Below are 20,572 nucleotides of genomic sequence, written 5' to 3' on the forward strand. Positions count from 1 at the left end.
CTCCGGCCGAGCGTGCCAACATCAGTCATATAAGTCTCTATGTGCAACTTAGCAGTATAAGGCCCCTGTCGAAACTTGGCTCGTCCAGCGGCGGGTGCTCGCCCGGATGAACAGGGCGGTGACGTACATCGGCTGCGTCACCCGACGGTCGCGAAGATCTTCGCCGGGTTCCTAGCGTGCTCTCCGTGTCGTACCGGTTCACCTCACGGTCATCGAGCAGGGTTCGCCACCACTGGTTCTCGCGGATGCGGGTGGTGGGATGCTGAACAGGAGAGCGTTTTCCCGCATGGTTGCCGCCGCGTCGGCTTCGGTCGTGTCGGCGACGGGCTGTTCGCCGACTCCCGGCGCGATGCCGGTCGCTGCTTCCTCGGGCCGCGCACCGGATTCGCCCGCTCTCGGCCCGCTCAAACACGTCCGGACCGATGTGCTGGATGTCGCCTACTACGAGGCCGGACCGGCGGATGGCGAGGTCGTGACGCTCTGGCACGGGTGGCCTTATTCCATCGAGTGCTACCGCGATGTGGTTCCCGAACTAGTCCAGCACGGATTCCGCGTGATCGTGCCCTTCCTGCGGGGCAACGGCCCGACCAGGTTCCTGCGCGCGGACACCGTCCGATCTGGACAACAGGCCGCCCTGGGCCAGGACGTCATCGGCCTGCTGGACGCACTGCACATCCCGCGGGCCGTTTTCGCCGGATACGACTGGGGCGGTCGCGGCAGTTGCGTGGCGGCGGCGCTGTGGCCGCAGCGGTGCGCGGGCCTGGTCTCGGTGAACAACTACCAGATCCAGAACCTCGACGCCGCACTGACGCCGGATCCTCCGGCGACCGAATCCGCCCACTGGTACTTCTTCTACTTCCTCAGCGAACGCGGACGAGCCGGACTGACCCACAACCCCAAAGAACTCGCACGGGTCGTCTGGACGAGGAATTCGCCGGAATGGCACTTCACCGAAGCCGACCTGGACCGCGCGGCGGAAACCTTCGACAACCCCGACTACGTCGACGTCGTCATGCACTCCTACCGACACCGACTCGCGGCCGCACCCGGTGACCCCCGCTACGACGACGTGGAAGCACAGCTACTGAAACAACCGCCGATAACCGTTGCCACCGTCACCCTCGACGGGCTGGCGGACGGGAGCGTGCCCCCCACCGATGGCACCGCTTCGGCGAAGCACTTCACCGGACCCCGCGTACACCATCAAATCCCTGGGGCTGGGCACAACCTTCCCCAGGAAAACCCACACGCATTCGCCGCAGCCATCCTTGAGGTGACCACGCTCCGATGAAACCGCAGACGCACCAATACTCAATCCGCAGGCTGACCGCGAGCGCTGCCGTCATCGCCGGTGTGGTCCTCACCGCGTCCTGTGCCGCACCAGCTCCACCGCCCCCGGCCACGCCATCGGACACCCACCCCGCAGCAGCGAGCGAACCGACCTGGCCACCGGCACCGGTCGTACCGCTGCCGTCCCAACCAGCCCCCTACCTCGTGGTGGACACGCCACTGCCCGACCAACTGGCCAAGGGACTGGTCGTGATCCGCTACCGCGCCGAAAACCTCCGCATCGTTGCGGTCTACGGCCCCAATGCGCTCGACGTCTCACCACGCATCGGCCACATCCACGTCACCGTCGACGACGCGGCCTGGCACTGGGCCGACGGCAGCGGCGAACCACTGATCATCCAGAGCTTGCCGCCCGGCCCGCACAAGGTCCTGATCGAACTCGCCGACCCCACGCACAAGATCATCGACCGCAAGACAGTCGACCTGGTCATCCCGCCGCGCGAGGGAAATCCCCGCTGAATTCCGCGAAAACCCAACCCGGAGAAGGAAAGTCCCACCGTCGCCTGATGCGGCTCACGAGTCGCGCTAGCTGATTGAGAAGGTTGATGAAGGTCAAGAGTGCCTCCGTTGCGGTAGCTGCCGCGCTCGGCATCGCCGTGTTCGCCACCGGCTGTGCCGCTCAACCAGGACAAAGCACCGCAACGCCGACCTACCAGCCGGCCGCGCAAGGCGCGCCAGCGCCTGCGAAACCGACCGTCGTCCTGGTGCCCGGAGCTTTCGAGGACGCGTCCGCCTGGAACAAGGTCACCAGAGAGCTGCAAGCCGAGGGTTTCCCAGTCGTCGCCCCGGCGGTCCCGCTGCGCGGCGTCGAATCGGATACCGCCGCGGTCGAAGGGGTTGTCGACGCCATCCGGGGGCCGAAGATTCTGGTGGGGCACTCGTACGGTGGTCTGCTGGTCAGTGCGCTGGCGACCAAGACGACCGACGTGACAGCGCTGGTCTACGTCGCGGCGTTCATTCCGGAGGTGGGTGAAACCGCGGGGCAGCTGAATGCGCAGTTCCCAGGATCCCTGATCGGCCCGGCGACTACCCACACGATCAGCGGACCAGCGGGTGACGACCTCTACGTGAACGTGGAGAGCTTCCGCGAACTGTTCGCCGCCGGTGCTCCGGCGGCCGACGCGGCCGTGGACGCGGCTGGACAACGACCGATCCTTGCTGCGGCCTTCGAGGAGAAGGTCACCGGCGCCGCGCCCGCGAACATTCGCAAGTACGCCATCGTGGCAACCGAAGACAAGGCGATCCCGCCAGCAGCGGAACGTTTCCAAGCACAGCGCGCTGGTGCCGTGATCACCGAAGTGCGCTCGCCCCACGCGGTGGCCGCAACCAATCCGAAGGCAGTCGTCGACGTCATCGAGCAAGCGGCAGGGTGATCGCCGTCGGCGCGGACGCGGCCCGCTGGCGCGAGGTTCTGGTGGCCCCGGCTAGCATGACGAGGCGCGCTGGCTGGCGACGTTCCCGGCAAGGATTCGCCCGTGTGGCAAGGCGATCTGTCAGTTAGACGCGCACGAATTCCGACACCCCTCTTTGGAGCACCATGCGCATTCTGCTGTCCGGCACTCCGGCATACGGCCACTTGCTCCCCCTCGGGCCCCTGTCGCGGGAGGCCCGCGCGGCTGGCCACGAGGTCGCCTTGCTGACCAGCGGTGGGATGGAGGGCGCCGTCGGGCCCGATCTGCCCGTCCTGCCCGCCGGTCCCATGCCCGACGTGCTGTTCGCCGAAGTCGCGCGTCGGACCGGCGGAGCCGACCCGGCGTCCGATCCCGATCCCGAGTCGGTTGCCGAGTTCTTCGCTGGCACGCGAGTCGACCTGAGCAGCGCGGAAGCTCTCGACGCGGCCGAGGCGTGGAAACCGGATTTGATCGTCGCGGAACGTTTTGATTGCGTGGGTCCGCTGGTCGCGGCTCAGCTGGGCGTGCCGTGGAACGTCTTGAGCATCGGGCCGAGCACTCCCGACGAGTTTTTCCAGGCCATGCACCGAACCGTCGCGTCGCGGTACGCCGACCGCGGGCTGACGCCCACACCGCCCTCGGCCTTCCTCGACCCGTGCCCGCCGTCGTTGCAGCCCGATGGGTGGCAGCCGCCGGAAAATCGCATCGCGCTGCGTCCTGAGCCCCATCGCATCGACGGAGAACCGTGGAACGTTCCGGACTTCGGCGGGCGTGCTGATCGGCCGCTGGTTCTGCTCACCCTGGGTACCGTTTTCACCGATGTCGGTGTGCTGCGAGCCGTCCTGGCATCCCTGGAGGCCGTGGACGTCAACGTCATCGCGACGCTGGGCCCAGATGGTGACCCCGAGGCCGTCGACGTCGACCGCAGCTGGGTGCGGATGGTCGGCTTCGTCGCCCTGGAACGGCTGCTTGAGGGAGTGAGCATCGTGGTTGCCGCCGGTGGGTCGGGCACCGTGCTGGCCTCGTTGAGCCGCGGACTGCCGATGGTGGTGTTGCCCCAGGGAGCCGACCAGGGGATCAACGGCGAGCGCGTCGAGGCGGCTGGCGCCGCTGTGGTGATCCAGGAAGCCGCTCAGGTCGGCGCGGCCGTCGCCCGGGTGCTCCGCGATGACTCGTTCCGTGCTCGGGCCGGAGTCCTCGCGGACGAGATCGCCGCGATGGAACCCGCCGCACGTGTCGTGCAGCGACTTGTCAGTCAAGTCTCGAACAGGGGCTGAACGCTGGACGGTCCTTTTAGGACTCCGGTGCTGCGTGGCCAAGATGGTTGGTCGCGGCGGCCCCGGAGACCGGCTCGGCCGGATTCGGTCGCTGGTCGGGAGACCCCGATGTGGGGAGCGTCAGCTGGGGTGGGGTTCGCCCCGCGCCCGGTAATGGGTCGGTGGGTGGCCGGTGATCCGCTTGAAGGCGTTGCTGAACGCCGCCTCCGACCCGTATCCGAATTCGCCCGCGATGGACGCGATCGTCCGGTCCGTGGCACGCACTGCGCGGATCGCGGACTGCATTCGCCAGCGCGCCAGGTATTCCAACGGCGGCACGCCGACCAATGTCTTGAACCGCATCGCAAAGGTGCTTCTGGACATGCCTGCTGCGGACGCCAGGTCGGCCACCGTCCACCGGTATTCGGGTTTCCGGTGGATCAACGCCAGTGCGGCGCCGATGTTCTCGTCGTTCAACGCACCGAGCCAGCCGAGCTGGATGTCCGACGCCAACAAGGTCCGAAGTATCTGCACGAACAGGATCAGGGTGAGCTGTTCGCGCATGGTCGCCGACCCAGGAGTGTCGGTAGCGGTCTCGTCGGCGAGCAACTGCAGGATCGGGCGCAGGACTTGCGCGCGGTGGCTGTCGGACGCGATGCGCACGCTCGGTGGCAGGCAGTCGAGCATCAACGCGGCCGCAGTGGAGTCGAAGGTCACCGCTCCGCCCGCCAACACTGTCCGCCCGGGAGCGTCGGGCGTGGTGTTGTAGTACACCGTGTCGGGGTAGACGCCGTCGAACGCCGCTTGGCCGTCGGAAGGCACCAGGTCCAGGTCGGAGGCGCAGACGTACGGTCGGCCGCTGGCGAGCAGGTAGCAGTCCCCGGTTAGCAGGTGGATGGGCTCGTCACCGCTGAGCCAGAACTCCCCGGCCAACACCGCGCCCACCTTGACGTGGTGGTGGCCTTCGAACCGCAGCGCCCACTGCCCGGCGGCCTCGAACCGGGACGGCTCCGCCGCGCGGATGTCCAGCAGCGCGAGCATTTCGGAAAGCGGGTCCACGCGGTCCTCCGGACGATCGAGCAAGCATTCCGGACACTCGATTATGGATTGTCCCCGCGACCGGCCATAGCGTCGTGGCAGCACATCCAGAAAGGGACAAAAGTGAAGTTCTCCCAGCTCGGCAACACCGGCGTGTACGTCTCCCGCATCGCACTGGGCACGATGACCTTCGGTGGCTCGGGCGCCCCGCCGTGGAACATCATCGGCGCACTGGACGTCGCAGCCGCGGACCGGCTGGTGGGAATCGCGCTGGACCAGGGCGTGAACCTGGTGGACACCGCCGACATGTACGCCGACGGCGAAGCGGAGTCGATGCTCGGCGAGATCCTCAAGTCCCGCCGGGACGACGTCCTGCTGGCCACCAAGGTGATCGGCCGGATGGGGCCCGGCCCCAACGACGCGGGCCTGTCGAGACTGCACGTGACGAAGGCGCTGGAGGACAGCCTCCGTCGGCTGCGGACCGACCACATCGACCTGTACCAGCTCCACAACTTCGACCCGGTCACGCCGATCGCCGAGACGCTGTCCGCATTGGACGATGCCGTGCGCCAGGGCAAGGTCCGCTACATCGGCGTCTCCAACTTCGCGGCATGGCAGATGTCCCAAGCTCTCGGCGTATCCGATTTGCGGAATTTCCCCCGGTTCGTGGCGTCGCAGTCGTACTACTCGCTCGTCGGCCGGGACATCGAGGCCGAGATCGTGCCGATGCTGACCGCGGAGCAGCTCGGCCTGCTGGTCTACAGTCCGCTGGCCGGTGGCCTGCTCTCCGGCAAGTTCGACCGGTCCGGCACCACCGATGAGGATGCCCGCCGGGCCAAGGCGGCGATCCCACCGGTCGACGTGGACCGCGCGTTCGACATCATCGACGCCTTGCGCGAGATCGCGGGCCGCCACGATGCGACCGTGGCGCAAGTGGCCCTGGCCTGGGTACTGGCCAAGCCTGCGGTGACCAGCGTGATCGTCGGGGCCAGGCGCCCGGAGCAGCTGACCGGAAACCTCGGCGCGTTGGACACCGAGCTGACCGCGCAGGACCTCGAAGAACTCGACGGGTTGAGCCGTCCCGCGCCCACCTATCCGGGCTGGATGCAGGCCGACCTGAGCTGGCGCTACCCGGCCTGACCAGCACCACGACGCCGATCCGGTCGCCGCCGTTGGCGTTGGCACCGTCGTCGCGTCCGGTGTTCCGGTCGAGGCTTTACGCTCGGGCTGTGCGATGGGCGTTGGCGGAGTGGACGGTGCTGGCTGTGCTGCGGGAAGAGTCGAGGCATGGCTTCGCCATCGCGGCGCTGACCGCGTCGGGCGGGCCGCTGGGGCAGGTCTGGCAGATTCCCCGGCCGGTGATCTACCGCGCCTTGGGCCGGTTGGAGGCCGCCGGTCTGATCGAGCCGTTGGCGGTTGAGACCGGTGCGGGGCCACAGCGGACGGTTTACGGGTTGACCGACAGCGGCCGCGCAGCGGTCGACGAGTGGTTGCGGCAACCCAGCGAGCACGTCCGGCAGCTGCGCTCGGACCTGCTGATGAAGTTGGCGTTGCTGGACCGACGCGGGCTCGATCCGCGGGGTTTGCTACGGGCCCAACGGGCGGTGCTGGAGCCGATCGTGGCGGCGATGGCGGCCGAACGCGAGCGGCGGGAGGGCTTCGACGCGGTCTTGTTGGCCTGGCGGCACAGGAGTGCCAGCGCGGCACTGCAGTTCGTCGACGAGCTGATCGCCGAGGAACCTGGCGGGGTTGGGGGAGGCGCTCATGCTGACCGTCCGGCACGGCGTCGAAGCCAGGACGGTGGTTGATCGCACTCGGTCGCGATCTGCCGCCAGCTCAGCCCGGCCGCACGCCGATCAGCGAGGTAGGCGTCGACATCTGGGAACCCGAACCGGTTTGCCACGGCGGCAGCGTGCGAGGCACAGCGCCGTCGGGAGGTCGCGTGGGCCACTTTGACCAGGCCGTGGCGGTCCAGCGCCGTCTCCACCGCACTGCGGCTGAACCCCACTTCGACGGCGATGGCCCGCACGGACTGGTGCCGCAGCAGATGGCGGTCGGTGAGGTAGCCGCGCACGTCGGCGAAGCCGAGCCCGCGGATCACCGGCAGCCAGCGTGCGTCGAAACGTCGGTTCGATGCGGCCTGGCGGGCTGCTTCCGCGGCGTGCGGATCGACGGTGGCCAGGTGGCGGCACAGCCAGTCCTTGTGCAGACCGGCTTCGCGGCTGATCGCGGCCAGACTCATCCCGGTGGCCGTCCGCCGAGGGCTAGTCGCTCTGAGACTAGAGGAGTGGCGGGACCGGGTAAAGCTCAAATGCGGATCAAATGGTGATACTGATCCGCGAATGAGGATGTGATCCGGGTTTTGATCCGTACCTGCGGAGTTCAGATGGCACCTGATGGAGGATGTTGCAGTGCTCCTATCCGATCTAGCGTGAAGTCATGGAGAGCTCGCCGTTGCCTTCGCAGGCCCCTGGCAGCCGTCGGGTTGAGATCCCAGCGCCGCGGCCACCGCTGCGGCCCGGCGAAGTGCTGGTCACCGGTGACATCGTCCAGGACCGGACGGTGCTGACCGCGGATTTGCACGCCCAGGCGGAAGAAGCGGTCAACGTCCGCTACATCACCCGCCACGTGCAAGAGGTCCACCGCGTCCAGGGGGTGCCCCTGCATCGCGTGTTGGCCGAGGTCAGACTGCGAACCGACGACCACCGCAAGAAGGACCACCTCAGCTTCGCGGTCGTCGCGCGTTCCGAAGACGGTTACCAGGTGGTGCTGTCGTGGGCCGAGATCGCCCCCGACCTCGGTGCATGCGCGGCGCTGCTGGCGACCCGCTACAACGGGCAGATCCTCACCCGTCCCACGCTGGTCGTGCCCCACGACGGACACGCCAACCGCTACGTCCGGAACATCTGCTGCCTTCAACTGTCCAGAGTGGACCCGGAGTCGGCGTCCTGACGGCCGAGGTGGTGGTTGGCGCTGGCGACTGACCTCGCGGCGGCCTCGGCCGTCGGCGAGCAACTGCGGTCTCGGTAGCAGTGGGTCATTCCCGGAGGATCGGATCCGGCCCGAGCGATGTCTGCGATCCGGTTTCCACCCCAGGTCGGTAGGTCGCCAACAACCTCCGAGCGCCCTTCGCGCCATGCGGGGTCAGCAGGTAGAAGCGGCGACGGGCGCGGTCCCGGTTCTGCCACGTTCCCGTGAGCCAACCAGTCTCCTCAAGGTGGTCGAGGATTGCGTGCACCGTAGGTCCGGATCGCATCGCCGCTTCCACCACCTCCCACGCGTGCGGCCGAACGTCCTGGTGAAACGCGCGGTCGAGCACTTCCAGAACGTCGAGCAGGGGTTCCGTCGCGGGTCTCCGCCACATCAGCGCCTCCTCACGCCACCATCTAGTCACACTGAGACTACTGTAACTAAGGCAGCCACCCAGAACGATCGGCGTGTCCGAGTGGGGCCGATTTACACTGCGTGGTGATGGGGCGCACCGGGAGCGGGTGGAGGAGCCAAGTCATGGTGGTGGACCACGTCAGCCACTCGTTCCCGCCTGGCTACGACTCGGTCCGTCTCGTCTCAGCATCGCTTCGGTCCCACCACTTCCGCCCTCACGCCCACGCCGAGTACGCGATCGCCGTCGTAGAGCGAGGTGTGGAGGCCGTTCGCTACCGCGGTTCGACCGAGTACGCGCCTACCGGCAGCCTGTTGTTGCTGGACGCCGAGGTCCTGCACGCTGGCCGTCCGGGCGCGGAGGAGGGCTGGGACTACCGGGTCTTCTACGTTGCGCCGTCCCTGCTGCGGGAGATCACCTCGAAACGGGCCGAAACACCAGGTCCCGCACCCAGTTTCGCGGAACCGGTGCGCAACGATCCGCGTCTCGCACAACGACTCAGCCGAGTCCACCGACTCATGCAAACCCCGCTTGCGGATCGGCTTGAGGTGCAGGAGCAATTCTACGATGCCCTCGCAGAGCTGCTAGCCCGTCACACCGCTAGCAGTCCTCCGCCAACGGACAAGCCGGACGAGCAGCTGGCGATGGTTCGCCAGGTACGCGAATTCCTCGCTGCGGACCTGCATCACACGCCCAGCCTCGACGACCTCGCGACCGAAGTGAGCCTCTCCCGTTTCGGGCTCCTGCGCGCCTTTCAGCGGGCCACCGGGCTGACACCGCACGGATTCCTAATCCAGCTCCGGCTGCGCAAGGCCCAGGACCTGCTGTCCGCGGGCCACACCGTCGCCGACGCGGCCGCGGCCAGCGGCTTCTCCGACCAAAGCCACCTCCACCGGCACTTCCGCGCCACGTTCGGCGCTCCACCGGGCCGGTTCGCACGACGACGCCAAATCTGCAACGACGTACAAGCCACACCGCCACCGCGTTCCTAACCTCTGGCGCAGATCCATCGTCGCGCCGGAGGCATCCATGGATGAACACACTCGCCCCGAGTTCGATCGCAGCGCGCTGCTGACCATCGACATGCAACGGGATTTCCTCTCCGAAAGCCCGCACGGAATCCCTGGAACCACCAAGGTGCTGCCCGCCGTCCGGCGGCTGGTCCGGGCTTTCCGGGATGCTGGCAGCCCGATCGTCCACGTGGTGCGGCTCTACTTGCCCGATGCCAGCAACGTCGATGTCTGCCGACGATCACTGGTCGCAGCCGGTGCCGAGATCGTCCGGCCGCACTCCACCGGCTCGCTGCTCGCCGACGGGCTGGCGCCCGAGGGCGCACCGCCGCTGGCCGCCGACGCACTCCTAGCCGGAACTGTCCAGGCGATCGGGCCCCACGAACACGTTCTGTACAAGCCCCGGTGGGGTGCTTTCTACCGCACCCAACTGGAACAGCACCTGCTCGCCCGCGGCGTGACCACCCTCGTCGTCACCGGCGCGAACTACCCGAACTGCCCCCGCGCCGCGATCATCGGCGCGTCCGAACGCGACTTCCGCGTCGTCGCGGTCGACGACGCCCTGTCGCAGTGGACCGACAACGCCACCGCAGAACTCGCCGGAATCGGTGTCGTCCCACTGTCCACGGTAGACGTCATCGCCTCCCTGGTCGCGGGTACCCGAACAAGTTCATGCTGAGCGGCAGATTGAGCGAATTTTCCGAGTGAAGGGCACCTTCGACCGGCATAGTCGGTCAAAGGTGCCTTCACTGGCTTAACTAGCGGGGATATTCGATGGCGGATCGAGCATCCGGTTGAGACGCTGTGACTGTGAGTTCGCAACTCAGTCCCGGCCAGTCCTGGCTAGGTTCCCCGATCGACGCCCGTCCCCTGTTCGCTCCGGAGCAGGCGGCGCTGATGGAAACCCTGCGGAGGCTGGAGCCTGCCGATTGGCGCAAGGAGGCCGTGCCGGGCTGGACGGTGCATGATCTTGCCGCGCACATTCTCGGCGACTTCTACGGGCGCCTCAGCCGAGACCGCGACGGCCACCAGGACGGGCCTACCTTCGCGCCGGGCGAGACGTTGGAGGCGTTCATCCACCGCATCAACCAGGAGTGGGTCGACACCTACCGCCGGGTCAGCCCCGCCGCGCTCACCGACACCCTCGACCTGATCGGCGGTCAGGCTGTCCGCTTCTACGAGACCACCGACCCCGACAAGCCTTCACTAGGGGTCTCCTGGGCCGGTGTCGACCCGGCCCCCAGGTGGCTCGACAGCGCTCGGGACTTCACCGAGTTCTGGGCCCATCGCCAGCAGATCCGTCACGCCATCGGGCAGGGAACCGACCCCGACCCGCGACTCCTGTCTGTGGTCCTGGACACTTTCATGCGGGCTCTACCCCGTACTCTGCGCGATACCCCCGCCCCCGTCGGCACGCAGATCCAGGTGCACGTCGACGGCCCGGCCGGTGGGACCTGGACCACCACCGCCACGGAGAGCCGCTGGTGCATGGCCGAGCCGGACACCGGTCGGCCCGCCGCCCGCGTCAGCCTCGATGCGGAGGTCGCATGGCAACTGTGCACCCGTGGCGTCGAGCCAGCTGCCGCACTCGCTCACGCCCGCATCGACGGCGACTACGAACTGGCCGAGGCCGCCTGTCAGATCGTATCCATCATCTACTGATACCGGAGCTTGCTTAGCGTCCTGGGGTACGTCAGGGGAGGTGAGTATCTGTCCAAGTAGGACACCAACGGGCGTCCGTCCAAGTGGCTGTCCGGAGGATTTGAACGCGTTGGAGGATCGACTCGTTGATCAGCCGGATGTGGTTTTCACCGGTGGGTGTGTTGTTCGGTTCGGTTCAACGGGTGTGCCGTCTGGCACGGCGAGGGTTCATGCTTTACCTTTCGTGGCTTGCTGAATCCGAGTGGTCGCCCTTCTGGCCGTTCGATCCTCCGCACAGGCCCTTTTCGGTTGCTCAGGCGAAATCAGTTGGCGGGTTTGCCGAACCAGCGGGAGAGGTGGTCGTCCAGGTCCTGCTGATCGTCGCCGATCCAGGCGACGTGGCCGTCGGGGCGTAGCAGGACGCACGGAACATCCAGTACCGCGGTGGGATCCGCGAGGTAATCGACCCGGTCTGACCAACCGCCGACGGTCAGGCGTTCGGTGCGGTCCAGCAGCAGGCCGCGACCGCGATGCAGCAGACCGTAGAGGTGGCCATGTTTCACGTCGATGTCGGGCAGGCGGCGGCCGAGCAGGTCGGGGCCTGCGCCGAAGTCGTAGCGGATGCCGATCGCGGTGATCTTCTCGATCAGATAGCGGTTCACCTCGTCGAAGTCCATCAGTTCGGTGAGCAGCCTGCGCACGGCCTGCGGGCCTGGTTCGGTGGACAGCAGTTCCATCTGGGCGCGGGTGTTGTCCAGCACGTCCTCGGCGACCGGATGACGTTCGGCCTGGTAGGTGTCCAGCAGTGTTTCCGGCGCCCAGCCGCGGATCTGCGCGGCCAGTTTCCAGCCGAGGTTGAATGCGTCCTGAACGCCCAGGTTGAGGCCCTGTCCGCCGGTGGGTGGATGGATGTGTGCCGCATCGCCAGCCAGCAGCACCCGCCCGAGGAGATAACGCTCGGCTAGCCGGGTGGCATCCCCGAAGCGGGACAACCAGCGCGGGGAGTGCACGCCGAAATCGGTTCCGGCGATGGCGCGCAGCTGTTGTTTGAAATCCTCGAGGGTGGGCGGTTCCGCGCGGTCGCTGACTCCCGTGGCGGGGACCACGACGCTGTAGACCCTTTCGCCGGAGGGCCGGAGCCAGAATCGCTGGTGGGTCTCGCGGATGTCGGTCACCTTGGCGGCGATCTCCTCCTGCGGCACACCCACTTCCATCTCGCCCATCAGCGTCTCGGTCCGCGAGGGCTCGCCGGGGAAGCCGACGCCGAGCAGTTTGCGCACCGTACTGCGCCCGCCGTCACAGCCGACAAGATAGCGCGAACGCAGCTGTTCGCCGTCGGCCAGCTCGACGGTCACACCCTCGTCGTCCTGCTCGAAATCGGCCACCGCACAACCGCGCCGGACCTGCGCACCCAGTTGGATCGCATGTTCTTCGAGGAGGTGAACGATGACCGGCTGCGGGATGCCCAGCAGATAGGCGTGCGCGGAATCCAGGCCCTTGGGCGCGGGTTTGGGGATGGCGGCGAAGAATCCGCCAGCCGGACGCAGTCTTGCGTGTTCGAGAATGCGATCCAGCAGTCCGCGCATTGCCATCAGCTCGATACTGCGAATATGCAGACCGACTATGCGGACGAACGACACGGGCTCGGTTTCCTTCTCCAGAACGAGTACCCGCACATCGTGCAGCCGCAGTTCGGCGGCCAGCACCGCGCCAGTCGGCCCGCACCCGACAATGATCACGTCGAACATGAGGGGCGCGCGATCGGCACCGGAGGCCGACGACCGGAGTCCGGGGACGTCGCCCACGGTGAAATCGCGCTCGACCGCATCGTTCGACGACGGCTCGGCGGTGAATTGCGGAGAGTCCATAGGTGTTGCCTTTCGGGAGTGCCTTGTTGTCGAGGCGCTCCCGGCGACACCTACGTCAATCGCCCGACCGTGAAGGGAAGGGGGAGCACCCACATCGATACAGCGTTCATGGGTCTCACCTCCTCGGGCGGTGTCACGGTCCACTGCAAGCTACAAGCCCGAGCATCACCCCGTCCAATCCTTTCCCAGCCACGTGATCACGACTGGCGAACGGGCCCGTGCGGTTGCTGGGCGAATCCGGCGTGGCGGCCCGGCGGGTCCCGGTCACGGTCGACGATCTGATCCTGGCGGCCCCGGGGCGGACCGAATCTCGGAAGGCGCTGCGCGCTGGAACCGGAGGCGCTCGACGAGCGCGAACGGCTGCGCTTGCGCGGAAACTACACCGAACTAGCAGGCCGGACGGCGTTGCACCGCACACAGTCGTCCGTTGTTGAGCGGATTTTTCCGTGGCTGCTCCGGCGTTGTGACCCGGCCGCAACTGGACACATATCGAACGGCTATCGCGCGGCGGCATGCCGCGGATTGGCGCTATTGGCGGAGTGCTGCTTGATTGGCGTCGGGCCGGGCATCCGGCCGGTTGATCGAACGGAGAACTTCGTTGCAGCACCGAGAAATCCGCGTCGGACGTCGGGCGATCCTGGGCGCGCTGCTGGCCGCTCCCGTCGTGGCGGCGTGCGGTTCGGCCGGGTCGAGCGCGCCGCCGACCAGCGCTCCCGCCGACCCGAATGGCAAGCACGCCCAGGCGTTCGCTGACCTGGAGCGCCGCTACGACGTGCGCCTGGGGGTGTATGCCCTGGCCACCGGGACCGGCACCACGGTTGCCTACCGGGCGGATGAACGATTCGCGTTCTGCTCGACGTTCAAGGGACTGGCGGCAGCGGCGGTCTTGGCGCGCAATCCGCTGTCGCACCTGGACACGGTCGTTGCCTACACCGAAGCCGATCTCATGAAGAGCGCCGTCATCACCGGGCAGCACGTGGCCACGGGGATGACGATCCGTCAACTGTGCGACGCCGCGGTCCGCTACAGCGATGGCACGGCTGGCAATCTCCTGCTCCGGGATCTCGGCGGTCCGGCCCAGCTGACGGCGTATGCGCGCAGCCTCGGCGACACGGTAACCCGGATGGATCGGATCGAGCCGACGATCGTGGAAGCCATCCCAGGAGACCCCCGCGACACGACTTCACCGCGTGCTCTCGGCACCGACTACCAGAAGATCGTGCTTGGGGACGCGCTGCCAGCCGACAAGCGCGGCTTCCTCCGCGACTTGCTGGAACGCAATGCCACCGGCGCGGGTGCCCAACGCATCCGGGCTGGCGTACCGCAGGGGTGGCCCGTGGCCGACAAGACCGGGACCGGTGATTACGGCACGCTCAACGACATCGCCATCGTGTGGCCCCCGCAGTCCGCGCCACTCGTCATCGCGATCATGTCCAGCAAGGCCACCAAAGATGCCAAATACGACCAGGCCCTCCTCGCTGAGGCCGCCGCACACGTCGTGGCCACTCTCGGTTAACAGCAGGAATAATCGGTCGGGCCAACTGTGACCAAGATCAACAACAGGGCGGACCGCGGCGCGCTCCGCCAGGAACCAGTTCTCCGCACTGGTTCCTGGCGGTCGAATCGTCAGAACCCGCAACAGCTCTGGCGACTACGGCTTGCGGCCGATCGCGCCGTGGGCATCCAACGGCTCATCCGCGCCGATCTGGTCGGCCGCGGGCCGCCACCGGTCGATCGGGGTCAGGCCGGGTTCGACCAGTTCCAGCCCCTCGAAGAAACCAGCTACTTCCTCCAGCGAACACAGCCGGTACGGGATCGCGCCGCTCTTGGCGTATTCCTCAGCGGCATAGCGGGCGGTCTCGGTGAGATTGGTGTTCTCCCACAGCACCAAGCAACTCCCGGACGGCACTGCCGCCATCACCCGACGAGTGATCGACACGGCCTCCTCGTACTCGGCGACATGCCCGAGCACGCCCATGAACATCACCCCGATCGGCTGCGCGAAGTCCAGGGCGCTCTGGGCATCGGAGACGATCGACTCGGGGTTGTGGTAGTCCGCGTCCACGATGGTGACGCCCGCGTCGGAGGTGTCCCTCAGCAGCGCTCGGGCGTGCGTCAGCACCAGCGGGTCGTTGTCGACGTAGACGATCTTCGACTCGGGCGCGATCTCCTGGGCCACCTCGTGGGTGTTCTGCACGGTGGGCAAACCGGTGCCGATGTCGAGGAACTGGCGGATACCCGCCTCCGCGGTCAGGTAGCGCACCGCTCTGATCAGGAACTGCCGAGACTGCTTGGCGATCGACACGATCTCCGGCTGCATCGCGATCCACGCGTCGCCAGCAGCGCGGTCCACGTCGTAGTGGTCCTTGCCGCCCTGCCAGTAGTTCCAGATCCGCGCCGACTGCGGCGCGTCGTAGTTGATATCAGCCACTCGCTTCCACCCCGATCTTCACCACGGTCACCGCGGATACCGTAGCGCGGCGCTGCACCGTTGCGATCAAGCTGGGTGGACCAAATCCATCCGTTTGAAGAAGCGAACGGCTGTTGTTGAATCGCAGGTCCTGCTAACGCAGTCCCGCTCCCGCTGTTGACGGGAACCGTCCGGTCAGAAGGTGACTTGCGCCCGGAATTGGTCGGCGAGGTGCTGGAGGAACTCCACCGTGTCGTGGCGTTCCATCGCGGCTCCGCGCAGCCGGTCCCAGGCGTCGTTGAAGAGGTCGAAGTCGTCTTCATCGTCGAGGTAGAGACCGCCCGCCACGTGCTCGACGAAGACGAAGTCCTTGGTGCCGTCGGAAAAACGCATCATGGTGAAGTCGTTGGGCACGTAGGGCAGGCGTACGCCGAAGGGCAGGACGTGGACGTAGGCCCGGGGGTAGCGCTGTTGCAGGTCCAGCAGATGCTCGACCTGGTCGAGGGCGACGGAGGGGTTGGGGCCGCCGGGCATGCGGTGGAAGGCGGCTTCGCTGAGGATGAAGCGGTAGTACGGCGGCCGCGGGAGGTCGAAGACCTGCCTGCGGTCCAACCGGTTGCGCACCAACGCGGTGACATCGGTTGCCCGGTCCTCGCTGAACTGGGTGAGCATGTAGTGCTCGGATTGCAGCGGTCCGGGGATGCGCTCGCCGTGCCAGCTCAAGATCTCCGCGGCGGCGGGCTCCAGGTCGGTGAAGGTGCGGAACCACTGCGGCACGGCCGATCGGTAACCGGACCACTGGCTGCGCGGGCTGGTGCTGGAGCGGGCCAAGTCCAGCATCACGTCGGCTTCGGCCTTCCCGGTGCCGAACGCCTCGAGCATGCGCTTGAGCTCGGTGTTCTTGACCGCGACGATGCCCGACTCGATCTTGTTGATCTTGCCCTGGCTGCACCCGAGCAGCTGGGCGACTGCCTGCTGGGTCTTTCCCGCCGCGACCCTGGCTCGGCGGATCTCGTTCCCGAGTTGCCTGCGTCGCGAGGTAACCGTGCTCGGCACCAGACCTCCGCTGTTCTTCCTGCCAACACCCACCAGCAAGCACAACACCTTAATGCACGTCCCAGCATCCGGAAGACGGGCCGAGCCGTCCTGGCCTGCTCGGTCCCGGACGGCCGCCGAACTGGGGCGGAATAATCGCAAAAAGGATTCGCGACGATCGGTCAGCCGCGATCGAAGCGACCGGAGCGCGTTGCCGCGAGGAAGCCGGTCCATGCCGCGGTGTTGAAGTCCAGCACGACGTCTCCGGTGAGGCCCTTGCTGTCCCGGACACCGACACGCCCGGGGGTGGAGAGGTTCACCTCAACGCAGTTTCCGCCGTTGGGGCCGCATGACGCGGCTGTTCTCCACCCCTGCGGGGCTAAGAGTTCTCTCGATGACGGGTCACGGTGGTGCATCGGGCACGTCCTTCCGCTCGACGGCGAGATCGGTATCAAGCTACGATTAATCGTAGAAGACTGGGAGGTGCCTATGCCGCTCGGACCTGCCGGGTACGCATCCCGCGAACGCCACCACGAGGAGTCGGCTGCTGCCGACTTCGTGTGGGTTCTGCGTAGGCATCCGCGTGTGACGCTGCGTCAGGCACATGCGGTTGTCGCCGTGGACTGGCAGGCGGGAGTCGCCCGTGCGGCTTGCGGGATCGCATTGCCTCGTGGCTCGGTCGGGAATATTCCACCCGGCGGCTGCCTGCCGTGCGAGCGGTGCCTCATCTCGACGGCGGAATCCGCGGTGTCGGCAATCGCCGCGGCCCCCTGATTACGCGCGGCCCGAGTCGCGGTTCGATCAGTCGAGACCTTCCCCGCAGGTGCGATCAGCAGCAAGGAGATGTGGATGCATCCGTTTCATTGGGTCCCGGCTCGCGGAGAGCGCCACGCCAGCACGGATCCCCGACCGTACGGCGGCTACCCGGAAGGCACGCGCGTGACGACGTTGTGCCAGCAGCTGATGCGAGCCGAAGTAGGCGACATCCCCTGGCTGTGGACCACATGCAGGGCATGCAACGCAGAAGCCCACCGACTCGTCGGCGCGCGCTGATCAACTTTGTTCTTCTTCGGGGCGGCTGCTGGTCGTGGGATTGCTGCGGTCGAAGCGCCTGGTGGTGCGGCCAGCGGCAGCGCGCTTGCTCCCGGGCGAGCTCGGCAAGCCACCCACGATTTTCCCCGAGGACGTTCGAAAATCTCGCCCATGACCGGCTCATTTCCAGTGCGGATCGACCGGGGTGGTCGGGGTCGATCAGCGAGGAACGAGGTCGGCTCGACGCCCGGCCAACGAGGTTGAACCCGCAGGACTCGGCGAACTCGCAGCCCGCCGGTAGCGGGCTCGGCGTCGGTCCGTTGGTGGAGAATTGTCGAGCTCACTGCCGACGCCATCGGTTTCCTCGCCCAGAACCGACGTTCTCGACTTCACCTTTTCGCCGCGCACCTGATGGGTGACACGGGGTTGCTGTGTTCCGCACACAACGGTAGCGTCGCCGTCCGCCGTTCGAGCAACGGCGGAGACGTGCTGGATGATGTTGTTCGTCGGCTGCGTCGTGTTCGTGCAGGGCCATTCGCGGTGCTGGGCCCCGTCCCTCTCACCCCGGATTGTTCCCGGTAGTCGGTCTGGTCGCTGCTTCGGAGCGTGGAACGGAGATGCCGTGAATGCCCCGGACGAAGATGCGTTGGGCGATGACTGGGACGAGCCCGGTGGTGGCTTCCGCCAGTCGGAAGCGCAGGTCCGGGCCGAGGCGTTGATCGGGGAACTCGCCGCAGACCTGCGCGAGTACGCGATCTTCGCCCTCGACGTCGATGGCCGGGTGAGCAGTTGGAACGCTGGCGCGCAGAAGATCAAGGGGTACGCCAGCGAAGAGATCATCGGTCGGCAGTTCTCGATCTTCTACCCGCCCGACAAGGTCGCCGCCGGTTTTCCCGATTGGGAGTTGAGCCAAGCCGTCGCGCACGGCTTCTTCATCGACCGGGGTTGGCGGCTTCGCAAGGACGGGACCCGGTTCTGGGCGCATGTCGTGATCACGGCACAGCGGTCCCCGACCGGCGAGCTGGAAGGCTTCATCAAGGTGACCCGGGACGAGACCGCGGCCCGAACTCAGCGGCAGCGGTCGCAGCGCCGGTTCACCGACCTGTTCGAGCTCGCTCCGGTGGGCATCGCTCTGCTCGACGAGTCCGACCAGGTCCTCGACGCCAACCGCGCCCTGTGCGACCTGCTGGGCTACCAGCTGCATGGCAAGGTCGCAGCCGAGCTGATGCATCCCAGCGATCTCGCGGGTGGGCTGATCTCGCATCCTGTGCAGGAGAGTGGATCGCGGCGCCGCGATCCACTCTCCTATCGGGTGCTGGCCCGCTCCGACGGCCAGCCCGTGCTGTGCGACGTGCGGTGCGCGGCTTCGGTGCACGACAACGGAAATCGGTTCTGGCTGGCGGTGTTCCAAGATGTCACCGAGCAGGTCCGGCACGCCGAGGTCTTGCACCACCAGGCCACCCACGACCAGACGACCGGCATGCTCAACCGGCAGGGGGTCAACGAAGTCCTGACCCCCATGCTCGAAGGCGGCGCCGTCGACCGAGCAGCCGTGCTGTTCTGCGACCTCGACAACTTCAAGCGCATCAACGACTCGCTCGGCCACGACGCCGGAGACGAACTGCTCGTGGCGCTGGCCCAGCGCCTCGTCAACGAACTCCCGGATTCCTGCACGGCCGCGCGGCTCTACGGGGACGAATTCCTGTTGATCTGTTCGGATGTGGACGCTTGTGGGGGACTCGACGCGCTCACCAAGGAGGTGTCCGAACTCCTGCGCGCGGATATTCCACTGCGAGATCGGCTCGTCAGCGTCACCGCCTCCATCGGCGCTGCCATGGTTCACCACGACGCGACGATCGACGAGGCCATCCGCGCGGCCGACGCGGCGATGTTCGAAGCCAAGCGAGGGCACGGTCGCATATCGCGAACCGGGCCGACTACCTCAAGGGGACAGCTGACCTTGGAGGAAGACCTCCGCGAGGCGATGCGCCATGATCGCCTGCAGCTGCACTACCAACCCATCCTCGCCCAGGACGGTTCCGTCGTCCTGGCCGAAGCACTGGTGCGCTGGATGCATCTGGACCGCGGACTGTTGGCGCCGGGCACCATCCTGCCGGTGGCTGAGCAGGGTGGCCTCCTCCCCGAACTGGACCGCTGGGTGCTGCGCAGCGCGTTGCGCGAAGCGACAGGTTGGGCGCAACCGCACGGCCAACCAGTAGGCGTCTCCGTGAACATCTCCGGGCTTCGTCCCGACGCCCCGAATTTCGGCGAGGAGGTGTCCTCGGCCATTTCCGAGAGCTGCATCGCGCCGGACCGCGTCGTCGTGGAGATGGTCGAAACGTCCTATGTGGACCTGTCTGCGACGCCGCGCAGGGTCATGAGCGATCTCGCCCGGACCGGGGTGCGGTTCGCCATGGACGACTTCGGCACGGGCTACTCCTCGCTCGCCCGGCTCAAGGACCTGCCTGCCCAGATCGTCAAGCTGGACCGGCGGTTCGTCTCCGGAATGGGATCCGACCCAGCCGACCTGGGCATCGCCCGGGCTGTTGTGGAGTTGGCCCGCGCGATGGGAAGGACCTGCATCGCCGAAGGTGTGGAGAACGTCACCCAACACCGCTTGCTCAACAGCCTCGGGGTCGACGCCTGCCAAGGCTTTTGGTTCTCCCCGCCCCTGCCTGCCAGCGAGTTCCACGCGTTCCTCGACTCCCACAACGCCGCAGCCGTTATCTGAGCGGCCTGTCCTCAATCCGTCGCCGGAGATCTGGCACGCACACCGCCCCAGCAGGACGGCCGGAGGCACGGGTTCAAACACACGCGCCAAGGCGCTCCGGCAGCAGGCGCCGGGTGCTGATCTTGGGTGGAAGCGAGAGTGGGGTGGGCATGGCCGTGGGTGATCATGAAGTTCCTGACGCTTCGTGATCACAAGGACGACCATGCCCGTGCTCCATCCTCGCTCATCGAGCCAGTCTGGGTCCATTTCGCCGCGCTGCTGCTGGAGAAACCGACGTTCGACCCGCGGCATCCACTGGGCTGTCACCGCAAGCGCATCCCCGACCGCGTGGTCTTCGAGCATGTCATCGACGCCCTGGTAAATGGCTCGGGTTATGAGCGCATCGCCACGGTGCGGTGTTCGGACCGCACCATCAGCCGCAGGCTCGC

19 protein-coding genes and 1 pseudogene are annotated in these 20,572 nt (G+C 67.0%); 13 read left to right on the plus strand and 7 right to left on the minus strand.

The window, feature by feature from the left end:
• Nucleotides 1-286 precede the first annotated feature (286 nt).
• From MOQ72_RS24400 to MOQ72_RS24415, 4 genes are all read left to right on the plus strand, one after another.
• Entirely contained in the window at nucleotides 287-1,291 is a 1,005-nt protein-coding gene (locus MOQ72_RS24400; protein ID WP_242187945.1) for an alpha/beta fold hydrolase, read from the plus strand.
• Nucleotides 1,288-1,809 (plus strand): DUF6130 family protein, encoded by a 522-nt coding sequence (locus tag MOQ72_RS24405; protein WP_242187946.1) that lies wholly within the window; start codon nucleotides 1,288-1,290, stop codon nucleotides 1,807-1,809. Before MOQ72_RS24400 ends, MOQ72_RS24405 begins: the two co-directional genes overlap by 4 nt.
• 86 nt (nucleotides 1,810-1,895) lie before the next feature.
• Complete coding sequence (locus MOQ72_RS24410) at nucleotides 1,896-2,723, plus strand: alpha/beta hydrolase (RefSeq protein WP_242187947.1); 828 nt, start codon at nucleotides 1,896-1,898, stop codon at nucleotides 2,721-2,723.
• Nucleotides 2,724-2,887: 164 nt separating this feature from the next.
• Entirely contained in the window at nucleotides 2,888-4,018 is a 1,131-nt protein-coding gene (locus MOQ72_RS24415; RefSeq protein ID WP_242187948.1) for a glycosyltransferase, read from the plus strand.
• A gap of 120 nt (nucleotides 4,019-4,138) precedes the next feature.
• Here MOQ72_RS24415 and MOQ72_RS24420 read toward each other — a convergent pair whose 3' ends face one another.
• Entirely contained in the window at nucleotides 4,139-5,056 is a 918-nt protein-coding gene (locus MOQ72_RS24420) for an AraC family transcriptional regulator (RefSeq protein ID WP_242187949.1), read from the minus strand.
• 102 nt (nucleotides 5,057-5,158) lie between these two features.
• On the opposite strand from MOQ72_RS24420, the gene MOQ72_RS24425 reads away from it, so the two are divergent.
• Together MOQ72_RS24425 and MOQ72_RS24430 are read left to right on the plus strand one after the other, a co-directional pair.
• A complete protein-coding gene (locus MOQ72_RS24425; RefSeq protein ID WP_242187951.1) occupies nucleotides 5,159-6,175 on the plus strand; it encodes an aldo/keto reductase in 1,017 nt (338 codons plus the stop codon).
• An 89-nt stretch (nucleotides 6,176-6,264) separates the two neighbouring features.
• Nucleotides 6,265-6,843, plus strand: a complete 579-nt coding sequence (locus tag MOQ72_RS24430) for a PadR family transcriptional regulator (protein WP_242187952.1) — start codon at nucleotides 6,265-6,267, stop codon at nucleotides 6,841-6,843.
• Here MOQ72_RS24430 and MOQ72_RS24435 read toward each other — a convergent pair.
• Nucleotides 6,798-7,277, minus strand: coding sequence for a hypothetical protein (locus MOQ72_RS24435; protein ID WP_242187954.1), 480 nt, complete (start codon nucleotides 7,275-7,277; stop codon nucleotides 6,798-6,800). The two genes, MOQ72_RS24430 and MOQ72_RS24435, sit on opposite strands and share 46 nt — an antisense overlap.
• A 197-nt stretch (nucleotides 7,278-7,474) precedes the next feature.
• On the opposite strand from MOQ72_RS24435, the gene MOQ72_RS24440 reads away from it, so the two are divergent.
• On the plus strand, nucleotides 7,475-7,987 hold the full coding sequence (locus MOQ72_RS24440) for a molybdopterin-binding protein (protein WP_242187956.1): 513 nt from the start codon (nucleotides 7,475-7,477) through the stop codon (nucleotides 7,985-7,987).
• A gap of 85 nt (nucleotides 7,988-8,072) precedes the next feature.
• On the opposite strand, the gene MOQ72_RS24445 is transcribed toward MOQ72_RS24440, so the two are convergent.
• A complete protein-coding gene (locus MOQ72_RS24445; RefSeq protein WP_242187958.1) occupies nucleotides 8,073-8,399 on the minus strand; it encodes a helix-turn-helix transcriptional regulator in 327 nt (108 codons plus the stop codon).
• A gap of 143 nt (nucleotides 8,400-8,542) precedes the next feature.
• Between MOQ72_RS24445 and MOQ72_RS24450 the strand changes: the two genes are divergently transcribed.
• The 3 genes from MOQ72_RS24450 to MOQ72_RS24460 all read left to right on the plus strand — a co-directional run bounded on the left by MOQ72_RS24450 (nucleotide 8,543) and on the right by MOQ72_RS24460 (nucleotide 11,089).
• On the plus strand, nucleotides 8,543-9,409 hold the full coding sequence (locus MOQ72_RS24450) for an AraC family transcriptional regulator (protein WP_242187960.1): 867 nt from the start codon (nucleotides 8,543-8,545) through the stop codon (nucleotides 9,407-9,409).
• Nucleotides 9,410-9,446: 37 nt separating this feature from the next.
• On the plus strand, nucleotides 9,447-10,106 hold the full coding sequence (locus MOQ72_RS24455) for a cysteine hydrolase family protein (protein WP_242187962.1): 660 nt from the start codon (nucleotides 9,447-9,449) through the stop codon (nucleotides 10,104-10,106).
• A gap of 131 nt (nucleotides 10,107-10,237) precedes the next feature.
• Nucleotides 10,238-11,089 (plus strand): maleylpyruvate isomerase family mycothiol-dependent enzyme, encoded by an 852-nt coding sequence (locus MOQ72_RS24460; protein ID WP_242187964.1) that lies wholly within the window; start codon nucleotides 10,238-10,240, stop codon nucleotides 11,087-11,089.
• A 302-nt stretch (nucleotides 11,090-11,391) separates the two neighbouring features.
• Here the strand turns inward: MOQ72_RS24460 and rox are convergent, their stop codons facing one another.
• Nucleotides 11,392-12,816 (minus strand): rifampin monooxygenase, encoded by a 1,425-nt coding sequence (rox, locus tag MOQ72_RS24465; RefSeq protein ID WP_242188011.1) that lies wholly within the window; start codon nucleotides 12,814-12,816, stop codon nucleotides 11,392-11,394.
• A 733-nt stretch (nucleotides 12,817-13,549) separates the two neighbouring features.
• Between rox and bla the strand changes: the two genes are divergently transcribed.
• Nucleotides 13,550-14,452, plus strand: coding sequence for a class A beta-lactamase (gene bla, locus MOQ72_RS24470; RefSeq protein WP_372495531.1), 903 nt, complete (start codon nucleotides 13,550-13,552; stop codon nucleotides 14,450-14,452).
• A 135-nt stretch (nucleotides 14,453-14,587) separates the two neighbouring features.
• Here bla and MOQ72_RS24475 read toward each other — a convergent pair whose 3' ends face one another.
• The 3 genes from MOQ72_RS24475 to MOQ72_RS44630 form a co-directional block, all read right to left on the minus strand.
• Complete coding sequence (locus tag MOQ72_RS24475) at nucleotides 14,588-15,367, minus strand: SAM-dependent methyltransferase (protein ID WP_242187966.1); 780 nt, start codon at nucleotides 15,365-15,367, stop codon at nucleotides 14,588-14,590.
• Nucleotides 15,368-15,541: 174 nt separating this feature from the next.
• Nucleotides 15,542-16,402 (minus strand): helix-turn-helix domain-containing protein, encoded by an 861-nt coding sequence (locus MOQ72_RS24480; protein WP_242187967.1) that lies wholly within the window; start codon nucleotides 16,400-16,402, stop codon nucleotides 15,542-15,544.
• A gap of 161 nt (nucleotides 16,403-16,563) precedes the next feature.
• Entirely contained in the window at nucleotides 16,564-16,797 is a 234-nt protein-coding gene (locus MOQ72_RS44630; protein WP_277954635.1) for a DUF397 domain-containing protein, read from the minus strand.
• A 1,238-nt stretch (nucleotides 16,798-18,035) separates the two neighbouring features.
• On the opposite strand from MOQ72_RS44630, the gene MOQ72_RS24490 reads away from it, so the two are divergent.
• Together MOQ72_RS24490 and MOQ72_RS24495 are read left to right on the plus strand one after the other, a co-directional pair.
• The gene (locus MOQ72_RS24490; RefSeq protein ID WP_242187969.1) at nucleotides 18,036-20,144 is read left to right on the plus strand and encodes a putative bifunctional diguanylate cyclase/phosphodiesterase; all 2,109 of its coding nucleotides are present in this window, start codon (nucleotides 18,036-18,038) and stop codon (nucleotides 20,142-20,144) included.
• A 165-nt stretch (nucleotides 20,145-20,309) separates the two neighbouring features.
• Nucleotides 20,310-20,570: pseudogene (locus MOQ72_RS24495) on the plus strand (hypothetical protein); the annotation flags it as partial.
• Between the last annotated feature and the right edge of the window lie 2 nt (nucleotides 20,571-20,572).

The sequence above is a fragment of the Saccharopolyspora soli genome, assembly GCF_022678645.1.
Lineage (GTDB): Bacteria > Actinomycetota > Actinomycetes > Mycobacteriales > Pseudonocardiaceae > Saccharopolyspora > Saccharopolyspora soli.

Excerpts from the sequence above, each read along its gene's own strand:
- MOQ72_RS24400 (WP_242187945.1), top strand. The coding sequence starts at position 287 with ATGGTTGCCGCCGCGTCGGCTTCGGTCGTGTCGGCGACGGGCTGTTCG.
- MOQ72_RS24405 (WP_242187946.1), top strand. The coding sequence starts at position 1,288 with ATGAAACCGCAGACGCACCAATACTCAATCCGCAGGCTGACCGCGAGC.
- MOQ72_RS24410 (WP_242187947.1), top strand. The coding sequence starts at position 1,896 with ATGAAGGTCAAGAGTGCCTCCGTTGCGGTAGCTGCCGCGCTCGGCATC.
- MOQ72_RS24415 (WP_242187948.1), top strand. The coding sequence starts at position 2,888 with ATGCGCATTCTGCTGTCCGGCACTCCGGCATACGGCCACTTGCTCCCC.
- MOQ72_RS24435 (WP_242187954.1), bottom strand. The coding sequence starts at position 7,277 with ATGAGTCTGGCCGCGATCAGCCGCGAAGCCGGTCTGCACAAGGACTGG.
- MOQ72_RS24440 (WP_242187956.1), top strand. The coding sequence starts at position 7,475 with ATGGAGAGCTCGCCGTTGCCTTCGCAGGCCCCTGGCAGCCGTCGGGTT.
- MOQ72_RS24445 (WP_242187958.1), bottom strand. The coding sequence starts at position 8,399 with ATGTGGCGGAGACCCGCGACGGAACCCCTGCTCGACGTTCTGGAAGTG.
- MOQ72_RS24450 (WP_242187960.1), top strand. The coding sequence starts at position 8,543 with ATGGTGGTGGACCACGTCAGCCACTCGTTCCCGCCTGGCTACGACTCG.
- MOQ72_RS24455 (WP_242187962.1), top strand. The coding sequence starts at position 9,447 with ATGGATGAACACACTCGCCCCGAGTTCGATCGCAGCGCGCTGCTGACC.
- rox (WP_242188011.1), bottom strand. The coding sequence starts at position 12,816 with ATGTTCGACGTGATCATTGTCGGGTGCGGGCCGACTGGCGCGGTGCTG.
- MOQ72_RS44630 (WP_277954635.1), bottom strand. The coding sequence starts at position 16,797 with ATGCACCACCGTGACCCGTCATCGAGAGAACTCTTAGCCCCGCAGGGG.